Here is a 17,969-nt window from a genome sequence, read left to right as displayed (position 1 = left end):
GCGAGGACATGGAGCGTGGCCAGGTGCTGGCGAAGCCGGGCTCCATCACGCCGCACACCAAGTTCAAGGCGCAGATCTACGTGCTGTCGAAGGAAGAGGGTGGGCGCCACACCCCGTTCTTCAAGGGTTACCGCCCCCAGTTCTACTTCCGCACGACGGACGTGACGGGAACGGTGAAGCTGCCGGACAACGTCGAGATGGTGATGCCGGGCGACAACATCGCGATCGAGGTGGAGCTCATCACCCCGGTGGCGATGGAGAAGGAGCTGCGGTTCGCCGTTCGTGAGGGCGGCCGCACGGTGGGCGCGGGCGTCGTGGCGGAAATCATCGCGTAGCACTCAGGCCACCAGGCTCTCCGGAAGGCCCTAAAGGGCGCTCCCGGAGGGCAGGTGGGAATCCAGTTGCAACCCACGGGGTGTGGTGGTACACACCGCGCCCCTTCGTTCCGAAGAAACGGTTCTCTGAAATCCAGGCGTTGACGGGCGTACCGCCTCTCGGTTCAGAGGTCGTTCAAAGAGGTTCTTTCGAATGGCGACACAGAAGATCCGCATCCGGTTGAAGGCGTACGACTCGAAGCTCCTGGACCAGAGTGCTGGGGAGATCGTCGAGACGGCCAAGCGCACGGGCGCCAAGGTGGCCGGTCCGATCCCCCTGCCGACGCGCATCAACAAGTTCACCGTGCTGCGGTCGCCGCACGTGGACAAGAAGAGCCGCGAGCAGTTCGAGATCCGCACGCACAAGCGCCTGCTCGATATCCTTGAGCCGACCCAGCAGACGCTGGATGCGCTGATGAAGCTGGATCTGTCTGCCGGCGTTGACGTCGAGATCAAGTCCTAGGAAGCGGGATGGCGTCGGAGTGGTTTCACTCTGACCCCCGAGGAAAGTGCCATGGCGAAGTTTGACGTAGTCGACCTGGATTTGAAGAAGGTTTCGGAGATCGAACTCTCCGACGACATCTTCGGTGCCGAGCAGAACACCCACCTGTTCTACGAGGTGGCGAAGATGCAGCAGATCAACCGGCGCCGGGGTACGGTCGGGGTGAAGAACACCTCGCTCGTCAGCGGCGGCGGCAAGAAGCCCTGGAAGCAGAAGGGCACCGGCCGGGCCCGTCAGGGTTCTATCCGCGCTTCCCACTGGGTGGGCGGCGGCAAGGCGATGGCCCCCAAGGCGCGTGACTACTTCTACCGTCCGCCGCGCAAGGTTCGTCGGGGGGCGCTGCGCGCCGTCCTGTCGCTGCGCGCCAAGGAGAAGCAGCTCATCATCCTGGACGGTTTCAAGCTGGATGCCCCGAAGTCCAAGCAGGCCTTCGAGGTCCTCACCCGCCGTCTGAAGCTCCAGAACGCGCTGGTCATCGACGAGCGCGGCAACACCAACCTGCACCGCAGCGTGCGCAACCTGGCGAAGTTCGACGTGCTGCCGCCCGAGGGTCTCAACCTCGAGTCCGTTCTCAAGCACTCGCACCTCGTCCTGACTTCCGCGGCCGCGAAGGCGCTTGAGGGGTCCCTGTCATGAATCTGAACGACGTCATCAAGGGGCCGCTCATCACGGAGAAGCTGGACAAGGCCCGCGAGAAGTTCCGCCAGTACTCGTTCATCGTGGACCGCAAGGCCACGAAGCACGACGTGTCCCGCGCGGTGCAGGCCCTGTTCAAGGTCACGGTCGAGGGTGTCAACACCAACATCGTGCGCGGCAAGACCAAGCGGGTGGGCAAGAGCATCGGCCAGCGCCCCAACTTCAAGAAGGCGGTCGTCACCCTCAAGGAAGGTGACAAGATCGAACTCTTCGAAGGGGGGGCGGTCTGACGCCACTGGCGACAGATCAGCCTGAGACGAGGAACACACCATGGGCATCAAGAAGTACAAGCCGACCAGCGCCGCCCGCCGTCTGATGACGGTGTCCGACTTCGCGGACATCACCAAGGACTCGCCCGAGAAGGCCCTCACCGAGCCGCTGAAGCGCTCGGGTGGCCGCAACGTTCACGGGCACATCACCCGTCGTCACCAGGGTGGCGGTCACAAGCGTCGTTACCGCACCATCGACTTCAAGCGTCGGGACAAGGACGGCGTGCCGGCCAAGGTCGTCGCTGTCGAGTACGACCCGAACCGCACCGCGAACATCGCCCTCCTGCACTACGCGGACGGCGAGAAGCGCTACATCCTGGCCCCCGTCGGCCTGAGCGTGGGCGACACCGTCTTCGCCGGCGCCTCTTCCGACATCCGGCCTGGCAACAGCCTCCCGTTGCAGAACATCCCGGTGGGCACTGTCATCCACAACGTGGAGCTGAAGCCGGGCCGTGGCGCCCAGGTCATCCGCTCCGCGGGCACTTCCGGCCAGCTGATGGCGAAGGAAGAGCGCTACGCCCAGGTCCGCATGCCGTCGGGCGCTGTGCGCAAGGTGCTTATCGAGTGCCGCGCCACCGTGGGCCAGGTGGGCAACATCGAGCACGAAATCATTCGCATCGGCAAGGCGGGTAAGAGCCGCTGGCTGGGCATCCGTCCCACCGTCCGCGGTCTGGCGATGAACCCCGTTGACCACCCGCACGGTGGTGGCGAAGGCAAGTCCGGCCAGGGTAATCCGCACCCGGTGTCTCCGTGGGGCAAGAAGACCAAGGGCCTCACCACGCGCACCAACAAGCGCACCGACAAATTCATCGTGAGCGGCCGCCGTCAGGGCGCGCGCAGCCAGTAAGAGGATTTGAAACATGGCTCGTTCGATCAAGAAGGGTCCGTTCGTCGATGATCACCTCCTCAAGAAGATCGAGGGGATGATCGCGGCGAACAAGAAGGCGGTCGTCAAGACCTGGTCCCGGCGCTCCACGATTCTCCCTGAGTTCGTGGGTCACACCTTCGCCGTGCATAACGGCAAGAAGTTCATTCCGGTGTTCGTCACGGAGAACATGGTGGGCCACAAGCTCGGCGAGTTCGCCCCGACGCGTACCTTCGGTGGCCACTCGGCGGAGAAGAAGGTCGCCAAGGCCCCGGGCAAGTAGCCCGTTCGTTCGCCTGAGAGCCTGAGGAGATGACCATGGAGTCGACTGCACATCTGCGTCACCTGCGCATGAGCCCGCGCAAGCTGTCCCTCGTCGCGGCGCTCATCCGGGGCAAGCCTGTTGAGGCCGCCCTGAACATCCTGAAGTTCACCCCGCGCGCTGCTGCGCGGCCGGTGGAGAAGCTCATCAAGAGCGCCGTCGCCAACGCGACGGATCTGTCCAAGGGGCAGGTCGACGTGGATACCCTCTACGTCAAGACCATCTCAGTGGATCAGGCCGCCACCCAGCGCCGGTTCATGCCGCGCGCCATGGGGCGCGCGACGCCCATCCAGAAGAAGTCCGCCCACGTCCACGTCGTGTTGGCAGACGCCAAGAAGTAGGACCCGTCGGGCCCTGCCCGGACGCACCAAGGAGAATCAGTTTGGGACAGAAAGTACATCCGATCGGGTTCCGGCTCGGCGTCATCAAGACCTGGGACTCCAAGTGGTTCGAGCACAAGAACTACGCCCAGTGGCTCCACGAGGACATTCGCATCCGCGAGTTCGTGAAGAAGTCACTGAATCACGCGGGCGTCTCCAAGGTGGAGATTGAGCGCGCCGCCAACAAGGTGAAGGTCAACGTCCACACCGCTCGGCCGGGTATCGTCATCGGCAAGCGCGGCGCGGGCATCGAGACCGTCAAGAAGGACCTGCAGCAGTTCACCAAGAACGAGGTCTTCCTGAACATCGTCGAGGTCCGCAAGGCCGAGACGGACGCGCAGCTCGTGGCGGAGAACATCGCCACGCAGCTCGAGCGCCGCATTGCCTTCCGCCGCGCCATGAAGAAGGCGTTGCAGACGGCGATGAAGTTCGGGGCCAAGGGCATCCGCATCGCCTGCTCGGGTCGCCTGGGTGGCGCCGAGATGGCGCGCTACGAGTGGTATCGCGAGGGCCGCGTGCCCCTGCACACCCTTCGTGCGGACATCGACTTCGGCTTCGCCGAGGCCAAGACGACCTACGGCAAGATTGGCTGCAAGGTCTGGATCTGCAAGGGCGAGGTCCTCCCGGGCAAGGGCGGCCAGGCCCCCCTGCCCACCAACCGGTAAGACGCCCCCAGCGGGGTGGGTTGAAAGACCCGCCCTGCCCGTGAGGCACGAAGGACAGCGACGATGCTTCAGCCTGCTCGAACCAAATACCGAAAGATGCAGAAGGGCCGCATGTTCGGCTCGGCCCACCGGGGCAGCGACCTCACCTATGGTGAGTTCGGCCTGGTGAGCCTCCAGCCGGGTTGGATCACCTCGCGGCAGATCGAGGCGGCCCGTATCGCGATGACCCGCCACGTGAAGCGCGGCGGCAAGATCTGGATCCGGATCTTCCCGGACAAGCCCGTCACGAAGAAGCCCGCCGAGACCCGAATGGGTACCGGTAAGGGTGGCGTGGAGTACTACGTCGCGGTGGTGAAGCCGGGTCGCGTCCTCTATGAGATGGAGGGCATGACGTCGGAGATCGCCACCGGGGCGCTGAAGCTGGCGCAGGCGAAGCTGCCGGTGCTCACCAAGATCGTGCGCCGCAGCGAGCTCTCGCTGTAGTCACGCACCGCGGCGGGCGTCCCACCCCGGAGCAGGGGAGGGCGCCCGCGACCGCGCCAAGGAGACAAGATGGCGACTGCGAAGGAACTGAAGGACCTGTCGACGGACGACCTGCAGAATCGCGCGAAGGAACTGCGCGACACGCTGGTCCAGGATCGACTGAAGCGCCGGACCGGCTCGCTGGACAGCCCTGCAGAGGGCGTGCAGCATCGCCGGGATCTGGCCCGCATCCTCACCGTCCTGGGCGAGAAGGCCCGGGCCGCGAAGGCGGGGTAGTTGTAGCAGTGCATCCGCGACGGCGTCCGGGCTCACCCGGACGCCCGCGGCCATCCGGGCAGAGGGCCCGGGTGCATGACAGACTGTGAGAACCAACATGGCTGAAGCGACCGAAACGCCCGCTGCCGAGACCTCCACCCGGGGTCGTCCCAAGACCCGCGTGGGCATCGTCACCTCCAACAAGATGCAGAAGACGGTGGTCGTCACCGTCCAGCGCCGCGCTCCCCACCCGAAGTACGGGAAGATCATGAGCCTGCGCGAGAAGTACAAGGCGCACGTCGAGGATCACGACTACCCGAAGAAGATCACCATCAACGAGGGTGACCGGGTGCGCATCGCCGAGACCAAGCCCGCTTCGAAGGACAAGCGTTGGCGCGTGGTCGAGGTGTTGGAGAAGAGCAAGAACGTCTAGGTAGGCCACACCGGGTTCGCACGCTATGAAGCGGGCGACCTGGTTCGAGCAAGAGGAGACTTCACATGATTCAGATGCAGAGTGTGCTCGATGTGGCCGACAACTCGGGCGCCAAGAAGGTGTTTTGCATCAAGGTTCTCGGCGGCTCCAAGCGCAAGTACGCCTCCATCGGCGACGTGATTGTCGTGTCGATCCGCGAGGCGCTGCCCAACTCCAAGGTGAAGAAGGGTGACGTGGCCAAGGCCGTCATCGTCCGCACCCGTCGCGAGGTGGGTCGTGCGGATGGCAGCTACATCAAGTTCGACGGCAACTCGGCGGTCCTCATCAACAAGGACCTGGAGCCCATCGGGACACGCATCTTTGGGCCGGTCGCCCGTGAGCTGCGTGCCCGTAAGTTCATGAAGATCATCTCGCTGGCGCCCGAGGTCCTCTAAGAGGACGCAGGCCGGACGGCGAACAGCCAGAGTGAGGAAGCCATGCAGAAGCTGAAAGTCGGTGACACGATCCAGGTCATCTCCGGGTCCGAGCGCTCGGAGAAGACGCCGGCGACGAAGCGCGGCAAGGTGCTGAAGGTCGACCGGGAGGCGGGCCGCGTGACGGTCGAAGGCCTGCGCCTGGTCAAGCGCCACATGCGCAAGACGCCGCAGAGCCCCGAGGGCGGCATCATCGAGAAGCCGGGTACCATCGCGCTCTCGAACGTCCAGGTGGTGTGCGCCAAGTGTGACAAGCCGACCCGCGTCGGCATCCGCAAGGAGGGAGAAGCCTCCAAGCGGTTCTGCAAGCAGTGTGACGCCCTGATTGACTAGGGGTCCGTGTTCGGGCATGTATGCGCGCCCCTTGCCCCACCTCCCGGTGGGGCAGGCGGGCGTGCACGTCTGGAGGGCTGAAATTGTTGAGCCCTCCAGGTGTTTCCAGGTTCCAGAAGAAGGACTGATCGGGCGCGCTGGGTTCAGAACGGCGTTCCGAAGCAGAGGACTGAAAAATGGCTGACGAGAAGAAGGCCGAACCGAAGGACAAGAAGGAAAAGAAGCGCGGACGCAAGGAAGAAGCCAAGAAGGTCGGCTTCGCCGCGAACATCGAGGAGGGCCTGAAGGCCCGCTCGGCGCGTCTGAAGGACCGCTTCCGCAAGGAAGGCGTTCCGTCGCTGATGAAGGAACTGGGGCTCAACAACCCCATGGAAGTGCCGCGGCTGGAGAAGATCGTCGTCAACATGGGTCTGGGCGAGGCGCTCGCCAACAACAAGATCCTGGAGTCGGCGGTGGACCAGCTTGCCGCCATCACCGGCCAGAAGCCGGTCGTGACGCGTGCGCGCAAGTCCATCGCGAACTTCAAGCTGCGCCAGGGCCAGGCCATCGGCGCCGCGGTCACGCTGCGCGGCGACCGCATGTTCGAGTTCATGGACCGTCTGATCTCCGTCGCGCTGCCGCGCGTGCGTGACTTCAAGGGCGTGTCCCCGAAGGCCTTCGACGGGAAGGGCAACTACACGCTCGGAGTGCGCGAGCAGATCATCTTCCCGGAAATCAACTACGATCAGATCGAGAAGGTGAAGGGGCTCAACATCAGCTTCGTCACCACCGCCCCGAACGACGAGCAGGGACTGGCGCTGATGCGTCACTTCGGCATGCCGTTCCGTCAGTAGGACCGAGTTCAGGACTCCCATCGATCATGGCCAAGCTCTCCAAGATTGCCCAGGCGAAGCGCAAGCTGAAGTTCCCCGTGCGTCAGTACAACCGCTGCGGTCTCTGCGGTCGTCCTCGCGCTTTCCTGCGCAAGTTCAAGATGTGCCGTATCTGCCTGCGCCACCGTGCGCTGCGTGGCGAGATCACCGGCGTCACCAAGTCGTCCTGGTAGACGTTGGACTCGTGGTGCCAACCCTGCCCTGAAGAGGGTAGGGTGGTGCACCGCTGAAGAAGAAGTGCAGTGGCAGTCACCGCGAACCCCCGGGATGGGCCCGGCAGGCGTGGTGGTTGCGATCGCGGGGTCGCCCTGAAGGGGACGCCGCTTCGGAAGGTGTTTCATGCCGGTCAATGATCCCGTTGGCGACATGCTGACCCGCCTGCGCAATGCCTCGCGCGCGCGGCACGACAAGGTCGTCATCCCCCACTCGAAGCTCAAGGTCGAAGTCATCAAGGTCCTCAAGGACGAGGGCTACATCGGTGACTTCACCATCCACGAGCTCGCGCCGCAGAGCGAGATCTCCGTCCAGCTGAAGTATGGCCCGGACCGCAGCCCGGCCATCACCGGCATCCACCGCGTGTCGAAGCCCGGTCTGCGCCGCTACGTGACGGTCCGCGAGATCCCGCAGGTGCTGGGAGGCATGGGCATTTCCATCCTCTCCACGTCGCGCGGCATCCTGGTGGACACCGAGGCCCGGAAGCAGAAGGTCGGCGGCGAGTTGCTCTGCAAGGTCTACTAGCCAGGAGTCTGGGCGTAGCGCCCCGCGAGGAGCGCGCCCCAGGCGACCCCAGCACGAGGCAATCATGAGTCGGATTGGAAAACTGGCGATCAAGCTTGGCGACAAGACGAAGGTCAATGTCGCCAACCAGCAGGTCAACTTCGAAGGCCCCAAGGGCAAGCTGTCCGTCAAGCTCCCCGCCAAGGTGAAGGTGGAGGTCAAGGACGGCCAGGTGACGGTGCAGCGCGAGGACGATTCTCGCGAGGCCCGCAGCCTGCACGGCCTGACGCGCACCATCCTCGCCAACGCGGCGAAGGGTGTGTCGACGGGCTTCGAGAAGCGCCTCGACATCCGCGGCGTCGGTTTCCGCGCGGAAGTGAAGGGCAAGGCGATCCACTTCTCGCTCGGCTACTCCCACCCGGTGGTCTTCAACCTCCCGGAAGGCGTGACGGCCGAGGTCGACAAGGCTTCGCGTACCGAGGACAGCCTTCCCACGGTGGGGCTCACGCTCCGCTCTGCGGACAAGGAAGCCTTGGGCGCCACGGCGGTCAACATCCGCTCGCTGCGTCCGCCGGAGCCCTATAAGGGCAAGGGCATCAAGTACGCCGAGGAGCGCATCCGTCGCAAGGAGGGCAAGACCGGTACGACGTAGTCCTCGTCCCGTCTTCGCCAATAGTTCAACCCTGCCGGGCCCTGGGGCCTGGCGGAATCATCCGGCGGCGGAAGGCCGCATCGCCGCCGGACGGAAAAGGAAGCAGCCATGTCCAAGGTCGATCAGCGTCTCAAGAGGAAGAACCGCATCCGCAAGAAGCTCTCGGGTACCACCGAGCGCCCGCGGCTTACGGTGTACAAGAGCCTCAAGCACATCTACGCGCAGGTGGTGGATGACTCCACCGGCCGCACGTTGGCGTATGCTTCGTCCCTGTCCAAGGAGCTGAAGGGCAAGGACGAGGGCGACAAGAAGTCGGACGCCAAGCGGGTGGGCTCCCTCATCGCGGAGAAGTGCAAGGCCGCCAACGTCGACGCGGTGGTTTTCGACCGCAACGGCTTCCCCTACCATGGGCGCATCGCTGCCGTGGCCGACGCCGCGCGCGAAGCCGGCCTGAAGTTCTAGGTACCAGAAAGGAATTCCTCAAGTGGCAACTCCGATCAATCCGAACGATCTGGACCTGACCGACCGCGTGGTGAACATCAACCGCGTGGCCAAGGTGGTGAAGGGTGGCCGTCGGTTCTCGTTCGCCGCGCTCGTCGTGGTGGGCGATGGCAACGGGCACGTGGGCGTGGGCCTGGGCAAGGCCAACGAAGTCCCCGAGGCCATCCGCAAGGGCGGCGAGAACGCGAAGAAGAACCTGTTCCGCGTTCCGCGCATGGGTCACACCATCCCGCACGAGATCCTGGGGCACTTCGGTGCCGGCTGGGTCCTCCTGAAGCCGGCCAGCGAAGGTACGGGCGTCATCGCCGGCGGCGCGGTTCGCGCGGTCCTCGAGGCGGCGGGCATCCGCAACATCCTGACGAAGAGCCAGGGTTCGCGGAATCCGCACAACGTGCTGAAGGCCACGGTGGCGGGCCTGAAGCTGCTGCGCAGCGCGGAGCAGGTCGCGCGGCTGCGTGGCAAGGACGTCGAAACCCAGAAGCTCGCGGGCGAGGCGAGGGGCTAGTCATGGCGCTCAAGGTTAAGCTGACGAAGAGCTTCTCGGGTTCTTCCGAGGACATGCTGGCCACCATCAAGGGCCTCGGTCTGAAGAAGTTCGGTGACGAGCGGCTGTTGAAGGACACCCCGGCGGTGCGCGGCATGGTGTTCAAGGTGAAGCACCTGGTCTCCCTGGAGACGGTCAGCCAGGAGGCCCCGGCGCCCAAGCGCCGCAAGCCCCGGAAGATTGTCGCCCGGGACCGCGCCCTGGAGCGCCTGGCCGCCAAGGCCAAGGCCTGAGGAACGAGGATCCAATCATGAGCATCCTGACAAACCTGAAGCGTCCCGAGGGCTCCTGGCACCGCAAGAAGCGCGTCGGTCGCGGCCAGGGTAGCGGCCTCGGCAAGACGGCAGGCCGCGGTGGCAAGGGCCAGAAGGCCCGCTCCGGTAACATGCGGTTCGAAGGCTTCGAAGGCGGTCAGAGCCCGCTGCAGCGCCGCCTGCCGAAGTTCGGCTTCAACCCGCCCAATCGCACCGTGTACGCGGTGGTGAACCTGGGTGACCTGGAGCACGTGTTCGACGCTGGCACGACGGTGGACGAGGCCGCTCTGAAGAAGGCGGGCCTGGTCAAGGGCCGTTATGATGGCGTGAAGGTTCTGGCCCACGGAGAGCTCGCAAAGAAGCTCACCGTGCGCGTGAACAAGGTGTCCGCGGCGGCTCGCGAGAACATCGAGAAGGCCGGTGGCTCCGTTGAAGAGCTGCCGCTGGTGGCGCACAAGCCTGAGTCGGCCGCCAAGGCCCACTCCGGCAAGGGCGTCAAGGCCCCTCGCCAGCCCCGGGCGTAGGCGTGACGGGCGCGCATCACTGTGATGTGGTGCGCGTCTTCAGCCTTGTGTAGGCTTCCGCGCCCCTTTCCGGAACCGGAGAGGGGCGTTTGTTGTTGCTGGCAGAACCTCTTGAAGAGGATGGCTTTCCCGTGGCCCTGAACGCCTTCGCCAATGTCTTCCGCATCGCGGAGCTGCGCAGCCGGCTTGCGTACACGCTCGTGCTGCTGTCCGTCTATCGCATCGGCATCTTCATCAACACGCCGGGCGTGGACCGCTCCGCGATGAACGCGTTCATGGACGCCCAGAAGCAACAGGGCGGCCTGGTGTCGCTGTTCAACCTGTTCTCCGGCGGCGCGCTGGAGCAGATGTCCATCTTCGGTCTGGGCATCATGCCGTACGTCAGCGCCTCCATCATCATCCAGCTGCTGGCGGTCGTCGTGCCCAGTCTGGAGCGGCTCCAGAAGGAAGGCGCCGCGGGTCGGCAGAAGATCAACCAGTACACGCGCTACGGCAGCATCGTGCTGTCCGTCGTGCAGGGCGTGGGCATCTCGCGGTGGCTCGCCTCGCTGGGTCGCTCCGACGCCGGGCAGAGTGGCTTCAACCAGGTCGTAGTGCCCAACGACAACCTCTGGTTCACCTTCATGACGGTCGTCAGCCTCACGGCGGGCACGGCCTTCATCATGTGGCTGGGCGAGCGCATCACCGAGCGCGGCATCGGCAACGGCATCTCCCTCATCATCTTCGCCGGCATCGTGGCGCGGGTGCTGCCCGGCGCGAAGCAGCTGTTGGACCTGACGACGCAGGAAGTAGTCAACATCGCGGCGGTGCTGGGCCTGTTGTTCTTCATGCTGCTCATCATCGGCGTGGTGGTGTACGTGGAGCGGGGCATGCGGCGGGTGCCCATCCAGTACGCCAAGCGCATGGCGGGTCGGCGGATGTTCGCGGGGCAGGCAACGTACTTCCCCATGAAGGTGAACGCCTCGGGCGTGATTCCCCCCATCTTCGCCGGCGCGGTGCTGTCATTCCCCGCGACGCTGGGTGCGTGGTTCCCCTTCCTGCAGGGCTTCCAGCGCAGCATCGAAGGCAACCTCTGGGTGTACAACGGCCTGTTCGTGCTGCTGGTGGTGTTCTTCTCCTACTTCTACACGGCGCTCACCTTCCGGCCGGATGACGTGGCGGACAACATCAAGAAGCAGGGCGGCTACATCCCCGGCATCCGCCCGGGACGCCAGACGGCGGAATTCATCGAGCGCGTGCTCAACCGGCTTACGTTCGGTGGCGCCATCTACCTGGCCATCATCTGCGTGATTCCGTCCGTCATCAGCAGCGTGCTGGGCGTGCGGTTCACGTTCGGCGGCACGGCCCTCCTCATCGTGGTGGGTGTGGCGCTGGACACGGTGCAGCAGATCGAGGGTCACCTCATCAGCCGTAACTACGAAGGCTTCGCGGGTCCGCGCGGTCCGCGCATCCGTGGTCGGGTTCGCGTGGCGGCCTGACGGTTGGCGGTTGTGTTCCAGGCGCCTCTCTCCAGTGGTGGGGAGGGGCGCCTCGTCGTTCAAGGATGGACGCTGGTGCAAAGGAGCGACATGAACCTCATCCTGTTGGGGCCGCCGAACGCCGGGAAGGGAACCCAGGCGAAGAAGCTCTATGCGGACTTCCACATCCCGCAGATCTCCACCGGGGACATCCTGCGCAAGGCCGTGAAGGATGGTACGGCGCTGGGCAAGGTCGCCGGACCCCTGATGGCCGCGGGCCAGTACGTGCCGGACGATGTCGTTATCGGCATCGTGGAGGAGCGGCTGAAGGAGCCGGACGTGGCCAAGGGCTTCGTGCTCGACGGCTTCCCGCGCACCCCAGGGCAGGCGGATGCCCTGGACCGGATGCTGGAGCGGCTGGGCCGCCAGCTGAACGCGGTCGTGTCCCTGGAGGTTCCTCACTCCACGCTCGTCGAGCGCGGCTCCGGCCGGCGCGTGTGCCCCAATGACGGGTCCGTGTACCACGTCACCCAGAACCCGCCGAAGCGCGCGGGCCTCTGTGACAAGTGCAGCTCGGAGCTCGTCCAGCGAGAGGACGACACGCCCGAGGTCATCGAGCGGCGTCTGCGGAAGTACGACGCGGAGACCTCTCCCTTGAAGGACTTCTACGCGAAGAAGGGCCTGCTCAAGAGCGTGGATGGCGTCGGGTCTCCCGAGGGCATCTACGAGGAGATCAAGAAGGCGGCAGGTCGTCCTTCCTGAGCAGCTGCCAGGCAGTGGGGCGGTGGGCCAGGAAGGTCCGGACTGTCGCTCCAGCGCCCACGGGTTCCAGTAGGCAGCACGCCCGTAGGGAAGAAGGCGCATGATCCCGATGGAGATCAAGAGCCCTGCCGAAATCGCCCTGATGCGGGAAGCAGGGCGGATCGTCCGTGAAATCCTGGACGAACTGGAGAAGGCCGTGGCGCCCGGTGTCTCCACCTGGGAGCTTGATGCCCTGGCCGAGCAGCTGATCGCCAAGAAGGGCGCCAAGCCGGCGTTCAAGGGCTACCACGGCTTTCCGGGCGTCCTCTGCGCCTCCGTGAACCAGGAGGTGGTCCATGGCATCCCCAACCGGAAGCGCAGGCTGGTGGCCGGGGACCTGTTGAAGCTGGACTTCGGGGTGGTGTACCGGGGCTTCTTCGGGGACTCGGCGCGGACGGTGGCGGTGGGGAAGGTAGCGCCCGAGGCCAAGGCCCTGGTGGATGCCACCCGGCAGTCCCTGGAGAAGGCCATCCAGGTGATGCAGGTAGGCAATCGGATTGGCGACATCGGGCACGCGGTGCAGAGCCACGTGGAAGCCCGGGGTTTTTCGGTGGTGCGGGACTTCGTGGGTCACGGTATCGGTCGGAAGCTCCACGAGCCGCCGCAGGTGCCCAACTACGGGCAGGCGGGGTCGGGAATGAAGCTGCGGCCGGGCATGGTCCTGGCTGTGGAGCCGATGGTGAACCAGGGAACGGCCGACGTGGCGGTCCTGGAGGACGACTGGACGGCCGTCACGGTGGATGGGAAGTTGTCCGCCCACTTCGAGCACACCATCCTCATTTCAGAGCGGGGTCCGGAAGTGCTGACCCGCTGATCCTGCATGCCCCCAGACCCGGGGTGAAATAGGGTGATGTCAGAGGGTGTTGATAGAGGTCCCAGTTTCGAATCGCGCGGTGCTTGCTACTTACGGACCAAAGTGTTATCCCGCCGCGCTTCCAGAAGGTTCGTGGTCCGGGAAGAAGGTTGACGCTTGCCGAAGGATGATTCCATCGAAGTCGAGGGGACCGTCATGGAACCCCTACCGAACGCGATGTTCCGCGTGGTGCTGGACAATGGCCACAAGGTGCTCGCGCACATCTCGGGCAAGATGCGGATGCACTTCATCCGCATCCTTCCGGGCGACAAGGTGAAGGTCGAGTTGTCTCCGTATGACCTGACCCGCGGACGCATCACGTACCGGGCCAAGTAATTGTCGCCGGCCGCTTGTGCGGACCGGCTGTTGTGTTTTCTCCGTTGAAGGAAGGAAGTTCGCTCCAATGAAGGTTCGGGCGTCCGTCAAGAAGATCTGCGACAAGTGCAAGGTTGTCCGCCGCAAGGGCATCGTGCGCGTCATCTGCGCTTCCAACCCCCGGCACAAGCAGCGCCAGGGCTAACAGTCCCACAGGGACTGTTGGCCTCAGACCAACTCCACAACAAGGAAGACCGAAGATGGCTCGTATCGCCGGCATCGATCTGCCGCCCAACAAGCGCGCGGTGATCTCGCTCCAGTACATCTACGGGATCGGTAACAAGACCGCGCACGACATCATCGAAGCGGCGGGCATCGATCTCACCACACGGACCAAGGACCTCACCGAAGAGCAGGCTCGAAAGATCCGCGAGATCATCGAAGCCAGCTACAAGGTCGAGGGCGACCTCCGGCGTGAGGTGACCATGAACATCAAGCGGCTCATGGACCTGGGATGCTACCGGGGTCTGCGTCACCGCAAGGGTCTTCCGGTCCGTGGCCAGCGCACCCACACCAACGCGCGCACCCGCAAGGGTCCCAAGCGCGGCATCGTTCGCGCGAAGCCGGCCGCTCCGGCCCGCTAAACCCTCTGGCGCCCGCTGCCTCCTTTCGTGAGGCGCGGGCGTTGATCACCTACTCCCAGGAGCAGCGATTCACATGGCTGACGAGATCAATACCGCCGCCGCGCCGGCCGGTGCCGAGGGCGGCGAGGCCCCTGCGGCGAAGAAGAACAAGCGCAAGGGCAAGAAGAACATCCTCAACGGCGTGGTCCACATTCAGTCCACGTTCAACAACACCATCATCACGATCACGGACGTGTCCGGGAACGTGATCTCCTGGTCGTCGGCCGGTGCGCGCGGCTTCAAGGGCAGCCGCAAGTCCACGCCGTTCGCGGCGCAGGTTGCCGCTGGCGACGCCGCGGCGAAGGCGATGGAGCACGGCCTCAAGACCGTGACGGTGTTCGTGAAGGGTCCGGGCGCGGGCCGTGAGTCGGCGCTGCGCGCGCTGGCCGCCGCCGGCCTGAAGATCAGCCTCATCCGCGACGTGACGCCCATCCCGCACAACGGCTGCCGTCAGCCCAAGCGCCGCCGCGTCTAATCACCGCTTCGGGCCAGGCTCGCGTTCTCGCGAGCCGGCTCCAGACCATCTGCAAGGAGAATTTCCGTGGCCCGTTACACCGCGAGCGCCTGCCGTATCTGCCGGCGTGAGAACCTGAAGATGTACCTGAAGGGCGACCGTTGCTACACGGACAAGTGCGCCATCGAGCGCCGCCCCTATCCCCCCGGTCAGCACGGCCAGGGCCGCGTGAAGTTCTCCGGCTACGGCGTGCAGCTGCGCGAGAAGCAGAAGGTCAAGCGCATGTACGGCCTGCTCGAGAACCAGTTCCGCGGGTACTACCACCGCGCGTCCGCGGCCAAGGGCAAGACGGGTGAGAACCTGTTGCAGCAGCTGGAGCTGCGCCTGGACAACGTGGTGTTCCGCATGGGCTTCGCGGACACGCGCAACGAGGCGCGCCAGCTGGTGCGTCACGGTCACTTCCAGGTCAACGGCCGCCGGGTGAACATCCCGTCGTTCTCCGTGAAGCCGGGCAGCACCGTGGAAGTGCTGGAGAAGAGCCGCAAGGTGCTGCGCATCTCCGAGGCGCTGGAGACGGTGGACCGCCGTGGCACGCCGCAGTGGATCGACCTGGACAAGAAGGCGTTCAAGGGCACGGTGAAGACGGTTCCGAACCGTGAAGACCTGACGATGCCCATCCAGGAGCAGCTCATCGTCGAGTTGTACTCGAAGTAGTCTGGGTGTCGGGCCCGCTTCAACGGGCCCCTCCCGCAGTGGACGCCCTGGCCGACGAGGCCGGGGCGTTGTTGCTTTGGATCGTCCGGAATGCGCGCGTCCTGCGCGCGCCGGGTGAAGGTGTTACGCAGTCCCCGCGTGCCCGTCCTCCCGTCACTCCGGCGGGGATGTTGGTGATGGCGCACGACCCGAGGAGCAGTCCCCATGGCCGATACGTTTGTCGCGAAGAACTGGCGTGACCTCATCAAGCCGCGCCGCATGGAAGTGGACCAGGACTCGCTGAGCCCCACGTACGGGAAGTTCGTGGCGGAGCCGCTGGAGCGTGGCTTCGGAACAACGCTGGGCAACTCGCTGCGGCGGGTGCTGCTGTCGTCGCTGCAGGGCGCGGCCATCACGTCCGTGAAGATTGAAGGCGTGGACCATGAGTTCACGACCATCCCCGAGGTGGCCGAGGACGTCACCGACGTCGTGTTGAACCTGAAGGAGGTCCTCCTCCGGATGCACACGAACGAGTCGAAGACGCTGCGCATCGAGGTGGAAGGGCCCAAGGAAGTGAAGGCGGGCGACCTCATCGCGGACCAGGACGTGGAGATCCTCAACCCGGGTCACCACATCTGCACCGTGTCCGAGGGTGGCAAGGTGCGCATGGAGCTGACGTGCCGCCGGGGCCGTGGCTACGTCGCCGCGTCCACCAACAAGGTGGCGGGCGCGCCCATCGGGACCATCCCCATCGACTCGCTGTTCTCGCCCATCCGCAAGGTGAACTACCAGGTCACCAACGCGCGCGTCGGTCAGGTCACGGACTTCGACAAGCTGTCGCTCGAGGTGTGGACGGACGGCTCCGTGGTGCCGCAGGACGCGGTGGCCTACGCGGCGAAGATCATCAAGGAGCAGCTCACGGTGTTCGTGAACTTCGACGAGACCGAGGAGCCGGTCGTCGCCGAGGCGCCCAAGGAAGAGGCGAAGCTCAACGAGAACCTGTTCCGCTCGGTGGACGAGCTGGAGCTGTCGGTGCGTTCTGCCAACTGCCTGCAGCAGGCGAACATCAAGTCCATCGGTGACCTGGTCCAGCGCACCGAGGCGGAGATGCTCAAGACGAAGAACTTCGGCCGCAAGTCCTTGAAGGAGATCAAGGAGATCCTCGCGGAGATGGGTCTTTCGCTGGGCATGAAGCTGGAGAACTGGCCGCCGAAGAACGCGCCGGCTCCCGCGGCGCCCAAGGCCTAGGCTTCGTCGTTTCCCGTCGTCGCAGCACCTGTCCCGCATCCCACCGACACGGCTTCACGGTGGCGCGGGGCAGGGGGCCCTGGTACACAGGGCCCGATTCAACGGACGTCCCTGGTGTCGGGGCCGTCCTTCCCACCCGGTACCTGATACGGCCGGAGTGGTGGGGTTCTCCAGAAGAGGCCCCGGAGCACGCGCATGCGCCACAAGGTCGGACAAAGGAAGCTGCACCGCACCACGAGCCACCGGCTCGCGATGCTCAACAACATGGTCACGTCGCTGCTGGAGCACGGTGCCATCCGCACCACCGTTCCCAAGGCGAAGGAAGTCCGGCCGCTGGCGGAGCGCATCATCACGCTCGCCAAGCGTGGCGGTCTGTCCAACGTGCGCCTCGCTGCGCGCACCGTGAAGGACCGCGTGGTCCTCCAGAAGGTGTTCGGCGAGTACAAGGAGCGTTACGCCTCCCGTCCGGGTGGCTACACCCGCATCATCCGCCTGGGCTTCCGCCGGGGCGATGCCGCGGAGATGGCCCTCATCGAGCTGGTGGACCGGCCCGCGAAGGCCCCGGCCGCCGCCGAGACCGAAGCTCCCGCCGAGACGAAGTCCGAGGGCTAGCGCCCCGTCCCGTGTCCGGGTCTCTCCTGAGAGGGAGGCCCGGCCGGGCTTGAGACAGCACAAAGGGCGCCTTCCCGGCTTGGGAGGGCGCCCTTCGTGTTTCCAGGCGGGAAGGCGGGGCCGGCTACTTCTTCGGCGCGCGCAGGCGCTCCCATTCAATCTTCAGGTCCTCGGTGAGGTCGGCGTTGTCGTCCGCGCTCCGCATCTTCAAGGACTGGAAGCGCAGGTCCGCCGGCGCGGTGGTGCCGCCCGCGCCCAGGAGCTGGCGCGGCGTGATGGTGACGAACGCCCCGGGCTGCACCTCCGCCACCGCTGCCCGGTACTGCTCGTTCACGGTGATGGTGACCTCGCGCCAGACGTCCTTGCTCTCGTTCCAGATGGTGACGGAGGGCCGGTCCAGCTTGTCGCTGAGCACCAGGCGCGCGTCCATGTCGCCCGTCTCCACGGAGCGGCCCGGACAGGCGATGGCGAAGCTGGCCACGGACAGCATCACCCAGCCGGCGACGATGCCGGCCTTGTACTTGAAGAAGCGGTCGCTCGCGCGGAAGTCCGCCAGCTGCTCCTTGAAGATGGAGAAGCCGTTGAGGACGACGTTGGAGGCCTCGGAGGCGACGCGCTTGCCCAGCGGGCCTTCCGCCTTCTGCTTCTCCAGGGGCTCCACGCGCGCGGCGCTCACGGCGCGCATGCCGGAGCTGGTGGGCGCGCGGGGCGGCTGGGTGCCGGAGGGGGATGCCGTCCG

Annotated in this window: 32 protein-coding genes; 31 read left to right on the top strand and 1 reads right to left on the bottom strand. The window is 65.3% G+C overall.

Annotation, left to right across the window (positions count from 1 at the left end):
* The 31 genes from D7Y13_RS22980 to rplQ all read left to right on the top strand — a co-directional run.
* Positions 1 to 335: EF-Tu C-terminal domain-related protein (locus D7Y13_RS22980; protein ID WP_500683181.1), on the top strand; the 335-nt coding region annotated here is incomplete at its 5' end.
* A gap of 193 nt (positions 336 to 528) precedes the next feature.
* Positions 529 to 837 (top strand): 30S ribosomal protein S10, encoded by a 309-nt coding sequence (gene rpsJ / locus D7Y13_RS22975; protein ID WP_002633608.1) that lies wholly within the window; start codon positions 529 to 531, stop codon positions 835 to 837.
* A gap of 51 nt (positions 838 to 888) precedes the next feature.
* Positions 889 to 1,512, top strand: a complete 624-nt coding sequence (gene rplD / locus D7Y13_RS22970; RefSeq protein ID WP_120532371.1) for a 50S ribosomal protein L4 — start codon at positions 889 to 891, stop codon at positions 1,510 to 1,512.
* A complete protein-coding gene (locus tag D7Y13_RS22965; RefSeq protein WP_120532370.1) occupies positions 1,509 to 1,802 on the top strand; it encodes a 50S ribosomal protein L23 in 294 nt (97 codons plus the stop codon). The genes rplD and D7Y13_RS22965 overlap by 4 nt, the downstream gene beginning before the upstream one ends.
* A gap of 40 nt (positions 1,803 to 1,842) precedes the next feature.
* Positions 1,843 to 2,688, top strand: coding sequence for a 50S ribosomal protein L2 (gene rplB, locus D7Y13_RS22960; RefSeq protein ID WP_120532369.1), 846 nt, complete (start codon positions 1,843 to 1,845; stop codon positions 2,686 to 2,688).
* 13 nt (positions 2,689 to 2,701) lie between these two features.
* Positions 2,702 to 2,989, top strand: a complete 288-nt coding sequence (rpsS, locus tag D7Y13_RS22955; RefSeq protein WP_014395864.1) for a 30S ribosomal protein S19 — start codon at positions 2,702 to 2,704, stop codon at positions 2,987 to 2,989.
* Positions 2,990 to 3,024: 35 nt separating this feature from the next.
* On the top strand, positions 3,025 to 3,369 hold the full coding sequence (rplV, locus tag D7Y13_RS22950) for a 50S ribosomal protein L22 (RefSeq protein WP_120532368.1): 345 nt from the start codon (positions 3,025 to 3,027) through the stop codon (positions 3,367 to 3,369).
* A 41-nt stretch (positions 3,370 to 3,410) separates the two neighbouring features.
* Entirely contained in the window at positions 3,411 to 4,073 is a 663-nt protein-coding gene (rpsC, locus tag D7Y13_RS22945) for a 30S ribosomal protein S3 (protein ID WP_120532367.1), read from the top strand.
* A gap of 63 nt (positions 4,074 to 4,136) precedes the next feature.
* A complete protein-coding gene (rplP, locus tag D7Y13_RS22940; RefSeq protein ID WP_120532366.1) occupies positions 4,137 to 4,556 on the top strand; it encodes a 50S ribosomal protein L16 in 420 nt (139 codons plus the stop codon).
* Positions 4,557 to 4,625: 69 nt separating this feature from the next.
* Positions 4,626 to 4,832, top strand: a complete 207-nt coding sequence (rpmC, locus tag D7Y13_RS22935; protein WP_120532365.1) for a 50S ribosomal protein L29 — start codon at positions 4,626 to 4,628, stop codon at positions 4,830 to 4,832.
* 85 nt (positions 4,833 to 4,917) lie between these two features.
* Positions 4,918 to 5,244, top strand: a complete 327-nt coding sequence (gene rpsQ / locus D7Y13_RS22930) for a 30S ribosomal protein S17 (protein WP_199732669.1) — start codon at positions 4,918 to 4,920, stop codon at positions 5,242 to 5,244.
* Positions 5,245 to 5,309: 65 nt separating this feature from the next.
* Positions 5,310 to 5,678: a 50S ribosomal protein L14 gene (gene rplN, locus D7Y13_RS22925; protein WP_014395870.1), complete on the top strand. Its 369-nt coding sequence runs from the start codon at positions 5,310 to 5,312 to the stop codon at positions 5,676 to 5,678.
* 42 nt (positions 5,679 to 5,720) lie between these two features.
* Entirely contained in the window at positions 5,721 to 6,050 is a 330-nt protein-coding gene (rplX, locus tag D7Y13_RS22920; protein WP_120532363.1) for a 50S ribosomal protein L24, read from the top strand.
* Positions 6,051 to 6,226: 176 nt separating this feature from the next.
* Positions 6,227 to 6,883 carry a 50S ribosomal protein L5 gene (gene rplE / locus D7Y13_RS22915; protein WP_120532362.1) on the top strand — a complete coding sequence of 219 codons (657 nt, stop codon included), beginning with the start codon at positions 6,227 to 6,229 and terminating at the stop codon, positions 6,881 to 6,883.
* 26 nt (positions 6,884 to 6,909) lie between these two features.
* Positions 6,910 to 7,095 (top strand): type Z 30S ribosomal protein S14, encoded by a 186-nt coding sequence (locus tag D7Y13_RS22910; RefSeq protein ID WP_014395873.1) that lies wholly within the window; start codon positions 6,910 to 6,912, stop codon positions 7,093 to 7,095.
* A gap of 166 nt (positions 7,096 to 7,261) precedes the next feature.
* Positions 7,262 to 7,660: a 30S ribosomal protein S8 gene (rpsH, locus tag D7Y13_RS22905; RefSeq protein ID WP_120532361.1), complete on the top strand. Its 399-nt coding sequence runs from the start codon at positions 7,262 to 7,264 to the stop codon at positions 7,658 to 7,660.
* Positions 7,661 to 7,724: 64 nt separating this feature from the next.
* Entirely contained in the window at positions 7,725 to 8,291 is a 567-nt protein-coding gene (gene rplF / locus D7Y13_RS22900; RefSeq protein ID WP_120532360.1) for a 50S ribosomal protein L6, read from the top strand.
* A gap of 108 nt (positions 8,292 to 8,399) precedes the next feature.
* Positions 8,400 to 8,753, top strand: coding sequence for a 50S ribosomal protein L18 (rplR, locus tag D7Y13_RS22895; protein WP_120532359.1), 354 nt, complete (start codon positions 8,400 to 8,402; stop codon positions 8,751 to 8,753).
* A 22-nt stretch (positions 8,754 to 8,775) separates the two neighbouring features.
* Positions 8,776 to 9,297 carry a 30S ribosomal protein S5 gene (gene rpsE / locus D7Y13_RS22890; RefSeq protein ID WP_014395877.1) on the top strand — a complete coding sequence of 174 codons (522 nt, stop codon included), beginning with the start codon at positions 8,776 to 8,778 and terminating at the stop codon, positions 9,295 to 9,297.
* 2 nt (positions 9,298 to 9,299) lie between these two features.
* Positions 9,300 to 9,569 (top strand): 50S ribosomal protein L30, encoded by a 270-nt coding sequence (rpmD, locus tag D7Y13_RS22885; RefSeq protein ID WP_120532358.1) that lies wholly within the window; start codon positions 9,300 to 9,302, stop codon positions 9,567 to 9,569.
* Between the two features lie 17 nt (positions 9,570 to 9,586).
* Entirely contained in the window at positions 9,587 to 10,114 is a 528-nt protein-coding gene (rplO, locus tag D7Y13_RS22880; protein ID WP_120532357.1) for a 50S ribosomal protein L15, read from the top strand.
* Between the two features lie 131 nt (positions 10,115 to 10,245).
* Positions 10,246 to 11,592 (top strand): preprotein translocase subunit SecY, encoded by a 1,347-nt coding sequence (secY, locus tag D7Y13_RS22875; protein WP_120532356.1) that lies wholly within the window; start codon positions 10,246 to 10,248, stop codon positions 11,590 to 11,592.
* Between the two features lie 90 nt (positions 11,593 to 11,682).
* Complete coding sequence (locus tag D7Y13_RS22870) at positions 11,683 to 12,333, top strand: adenylate kinase (RefSeq protein WP_120532355.1); 651 nt, start codon at positions 11,683 to 11,685, stop codon at positions 12,331 to 12,333.
* 100 nt (positions 12,334 to 12,433) lie between these two features.
* Positions 12,434 to 13,186, top strand: coding sequence for a type I methionyl aminopeptidase (gene map / locus D7Y13_RS22865; protein ID WP_199732670.1), 753 nt, complete (start codon positions 12,434 to 12,436; stop codon positions 13,184 to 13,186).
* A 156-nt stretch (positions 13,187 to 13,342) separates the two neighbouring features.
* On the top strand, positions 13,343 to 13,561 hold the full coding sequence (gene infA, locus D7Y13_RS22860) for a translation initiation factor IF-1 (RefSeq protein ID WP_002614803.1): 219 nt from the start codon (positions 13,343 to 13,345) through the stop codon (positions 13,559 to 13,561).
* Positions 13,562 to 13,628: 67 nt separating this feature from the next.
* Positions 13,629 to 13,745 carry a 50S ribosomal protein L36 gene (rpmJ, locus tag D7Y13_RS22855; RefSeq protein WP_002633586.1) on the top strand — a complete coding sequence of 39 codons (117 nt, stop codon included), beginning with the start codon at positions 13,629 to 13,631 and terminating at the stop codon, positions 13,743 to 13,745.
* 55 nt (positions 13,746 to 13,800) lie between these two features.
* Positions 13,801 to 14,184 carry a 30S ribosomal protein S13 gene (gene rpsM, locus D7Y13_RS22850; RefSeq protein ID WP_120532354.1) on the top strand — a complete coding sequence of 128 codons (384 nt, stop codon included), beginning with the start codon at positions 13,801 to 13,803 and terminating at the stop codon, positions 14,182 to 14,184.
* A gap of 73 nt (positions 14,185 to 14,257) precedes the next feature.
* The gene (gene rpsK, locus D7Y13_RS22845; RefSeq protein WP_120532353.1) at positions 14,258 to 14,698 is read left to right on the top strand and encodes a 30S ribosomal protein S11; all 441 of its coding nucleotides are present in this window, start codon (positions 14,258 to 14,260) and stop codon (positions 14,696 to 14,698) included.
* 66 nt (positions 14,699 to 14,764) lie between these two features.
* Positions 14,765 to 15,391, top strand: coding sequence for a 30S ribosomal protein S4 (rpsD, locus tag D7Y13_RS22840; RefSeq protein WP_120532352.1), 627 nt, complete (start codon positions 14,765 to 14,767; stop codon positions 15,389 to 15,391).
* 204 nt (positions 15,392 to 15,595) lie between these two features.
* A complete protein-coding gene (locus D7Y13_RS22835) occupies positions 15,596 to 16,618 on the top strand; it encodes a DNA-directed RNA polymerase subunit alpha (RefSeq protein ID WP_120532351.1) in 1,023 nt (340 codons plus the stop codon).
* 195 nt (positions 16,619 to 16,813) lie between these two features.
* Complete coding sequence (gene rplQ / locus D7Y13_RS22830) at positions 16,814 to 17,230, top strand: 50S ribosomal protein L17 (protein WP_120532350.1); 417 nt, start codon at positions 16,814 to 16,816, stop codon at positions 17,228 to 17,230.
* A gap of 124 nt (positions 17,231 to 17,354) precedes the next feature.
* Here the strand turns inward: rplQ and D7Y13_RS22825 are convergent.
* Positions 17,355 to 17,969 (bottom strand): hypothetical protein (locus tag D7Y13_RS22825; protein ID WP_244222368.1); only part of this gene is annotated, 615 nt, incomplete at its 5' end.

The sequence above is a fragment of the Corallococcus praedator genome (assembly GCF_003612125.1).
Taxonomy (GTDB): Bacteria; Myxococcota; Myxococcia; order Myxococcales; family Myxococcaceae; genus Corallococcus; species Corallococcus praedator.
Note: the sequence above shows the minus strand (reverse complement) of the source record. Positions and strands in the feature narration are given on the sequence as shown.

What these genes read in the sequence shown, in the direction of transcription:
- rpmD (WP_120532358.1), top strand. Translation starts at nt 9,300, where the DNA reads ATGGCGCTCAAGGTTAAGCTGACGAAGAGCTTCTCGGGTTCTTCCGAG.
- rpsH (WP_120532361.1), top strand. Translation starts at nt 7,262, where the DNA reads ATGCCGGTCAATGATCCCGTTGGCGACATGCTGACCCGCCTGCGCAAT.
- rplF (WP_120532360.1), top strand. Translation starts at nt 7,725, where the DNA reads ATGAGTCGGATTGGAAAACTGGCGATCAAGCTTGGCGACAAGACGAAG.
- rplQ (WP_120532350.1), top strand. Translation starts at nt 16,814, where the DNA reads ATGCGCCACAAGGTCGGACAAAGGAAGCTGCACCGCACCACGAGCCAC.
- rplV (WP_120532368.1), top strand. Translation starts at nt 3,025, where the DNA reads ATGGAGTCGACTGCACATCTGCGTCACCTGCGCATGAGCCCGCGCAAG.
- rpsK (WP_120532353.1), top strand. Translation starts at nt 14,258, where the DNA reads ATGGCTGACGAGATCAATACCGCCGCCGCGCCGGCCGGTGCCGAGGGC.
- rplR (WP_120532359.1), top strand. Translation starts at nt 8,400, where the DNA reads ATGTCCAAGGTCGATCAGCGTCTCAAGAGGAAGAACCGCATCCGCAAG.
- D7Y13_RS22965 (WP_120532370.1), top strand. Translation starts at nt 1,509, where the DNA reads ATGAATCTGAACGACGTCATCAAGGGGCCGCTCATCACGGAGAAGCTG.
- rplO (WP_120532357.1), top strand. Translation starts at nt 9,587, where the DNA reads ATGAGCATCCTGACAAACCTGAAGCGTCCCGAGGGCTCCTGGCACCGC.
- rpsJ (WP_002633608.1), top strand. Translation starts at nt 529, where the DNA reads ATGGCGACACAGAAGATCCGCATCCGGTTGAAGGCGTACGACTCGAAG.
- rplB (WP_120532369.1), top strand. Translation starts at nt 1,843, where the DNA reads ATGGGCATCAAGAAGTACAAGCCGACCAGCGCCGCCCGCCGTCTGATG.
- rpmC (WP_120532365.1), top strand. Translation starts at nt 4,626, where the DNA reads ATGGCGACTGCGAAGGAACTGAAGGACCTGTCGACGGACGACCTGCAG.
- D7Y13_RS22835 (WP_120532351.1), top strand. Translation starts at nt 15,596, where the DNA reads ATGGCCGATACGTTTGTCGCGAAGAACTGGCGTGACCTCATCAAGCCG.
- rplE (WP_120532362.1), top strand. Translation starts at nt 6,227, where the DNA reads ATGGCTGACGAGAAGAAGGCCGAACCGAAGGACAAGAAGGAAAAGAAG.
- D7Y13_RS22910 (WP_014395873.1), top strand. Translation starts at nt 6,910, where the DNA reads ATGGCCAAGCTCTCCAAGATTGCCCAGGCGAAGCGCAAGCTGAAGTTC.
- rpsS (WP_014395864.1), top strand. Translation starts at nt 2,702, where the DNA reads ATGGCTCGTTCGATCAAGAAGGGTCCGTTCGTCGATGATCACCTCCTC.
- D7Y13_RS22870 (WP_120532355.1), top strand. Translation starts at nt 11,683, where the DNA reads ATGAACCTCATCCTGTTGGGGCCGCCGAACGCCGGGAAGGGAACCCAG.
- rplD (WP_120532371.1), top strand. Translation starts at nt 889, where the DNA reads ATGGCGAAGTTTGACGTAGTCGACCTGGATTTGAAGAAGGTTTCGGAG.
- map (WP_199732670.1), top strand. Translation starts at nt 12,434, where the DNA reads ATGATCCCGATGGAGATCAAGAGCCCTGCCGAAATCGCCCTGATGCGG.
- rpmJ (WP_002633586.1), top strand. Translation starts at nt 13,629, where the DNA reads ATGAAGGTTCGGGCGTCCGTCAAGAAGATCTGCGACAAGTGCAAGGTT.
- rplN (WP_014395870.1), top strand. Translation starts at nt 5,310, where the DNA reads ATGATTCAGATGCAGAGTGTGCTCGATGTGGCCGACAACTCGGGCGCC.
- rplP (WP_120532366.1), top strand. Translation starts at nt 4,137, where the DNA reads ATGCTTCAGCCTGCTCGAACCAAATACCGAAAGATGCAGAAGGGCCGC.
- rpsM (WP_120532354.1), top strand. Translation starts at nt 13,801, where the DNA reads ATGGCTCGTATCGCCGGCATCGATCTGCCGCCCAACAAGCGCGCGGTG.
- rplX (WP_120532363.1), top strand. Translation starts at nt 5,721, where the DNA reads ATGCAGAAGCTGAAAGTCGGTGACACGATCCAGGTCATCTCCGGGTCC.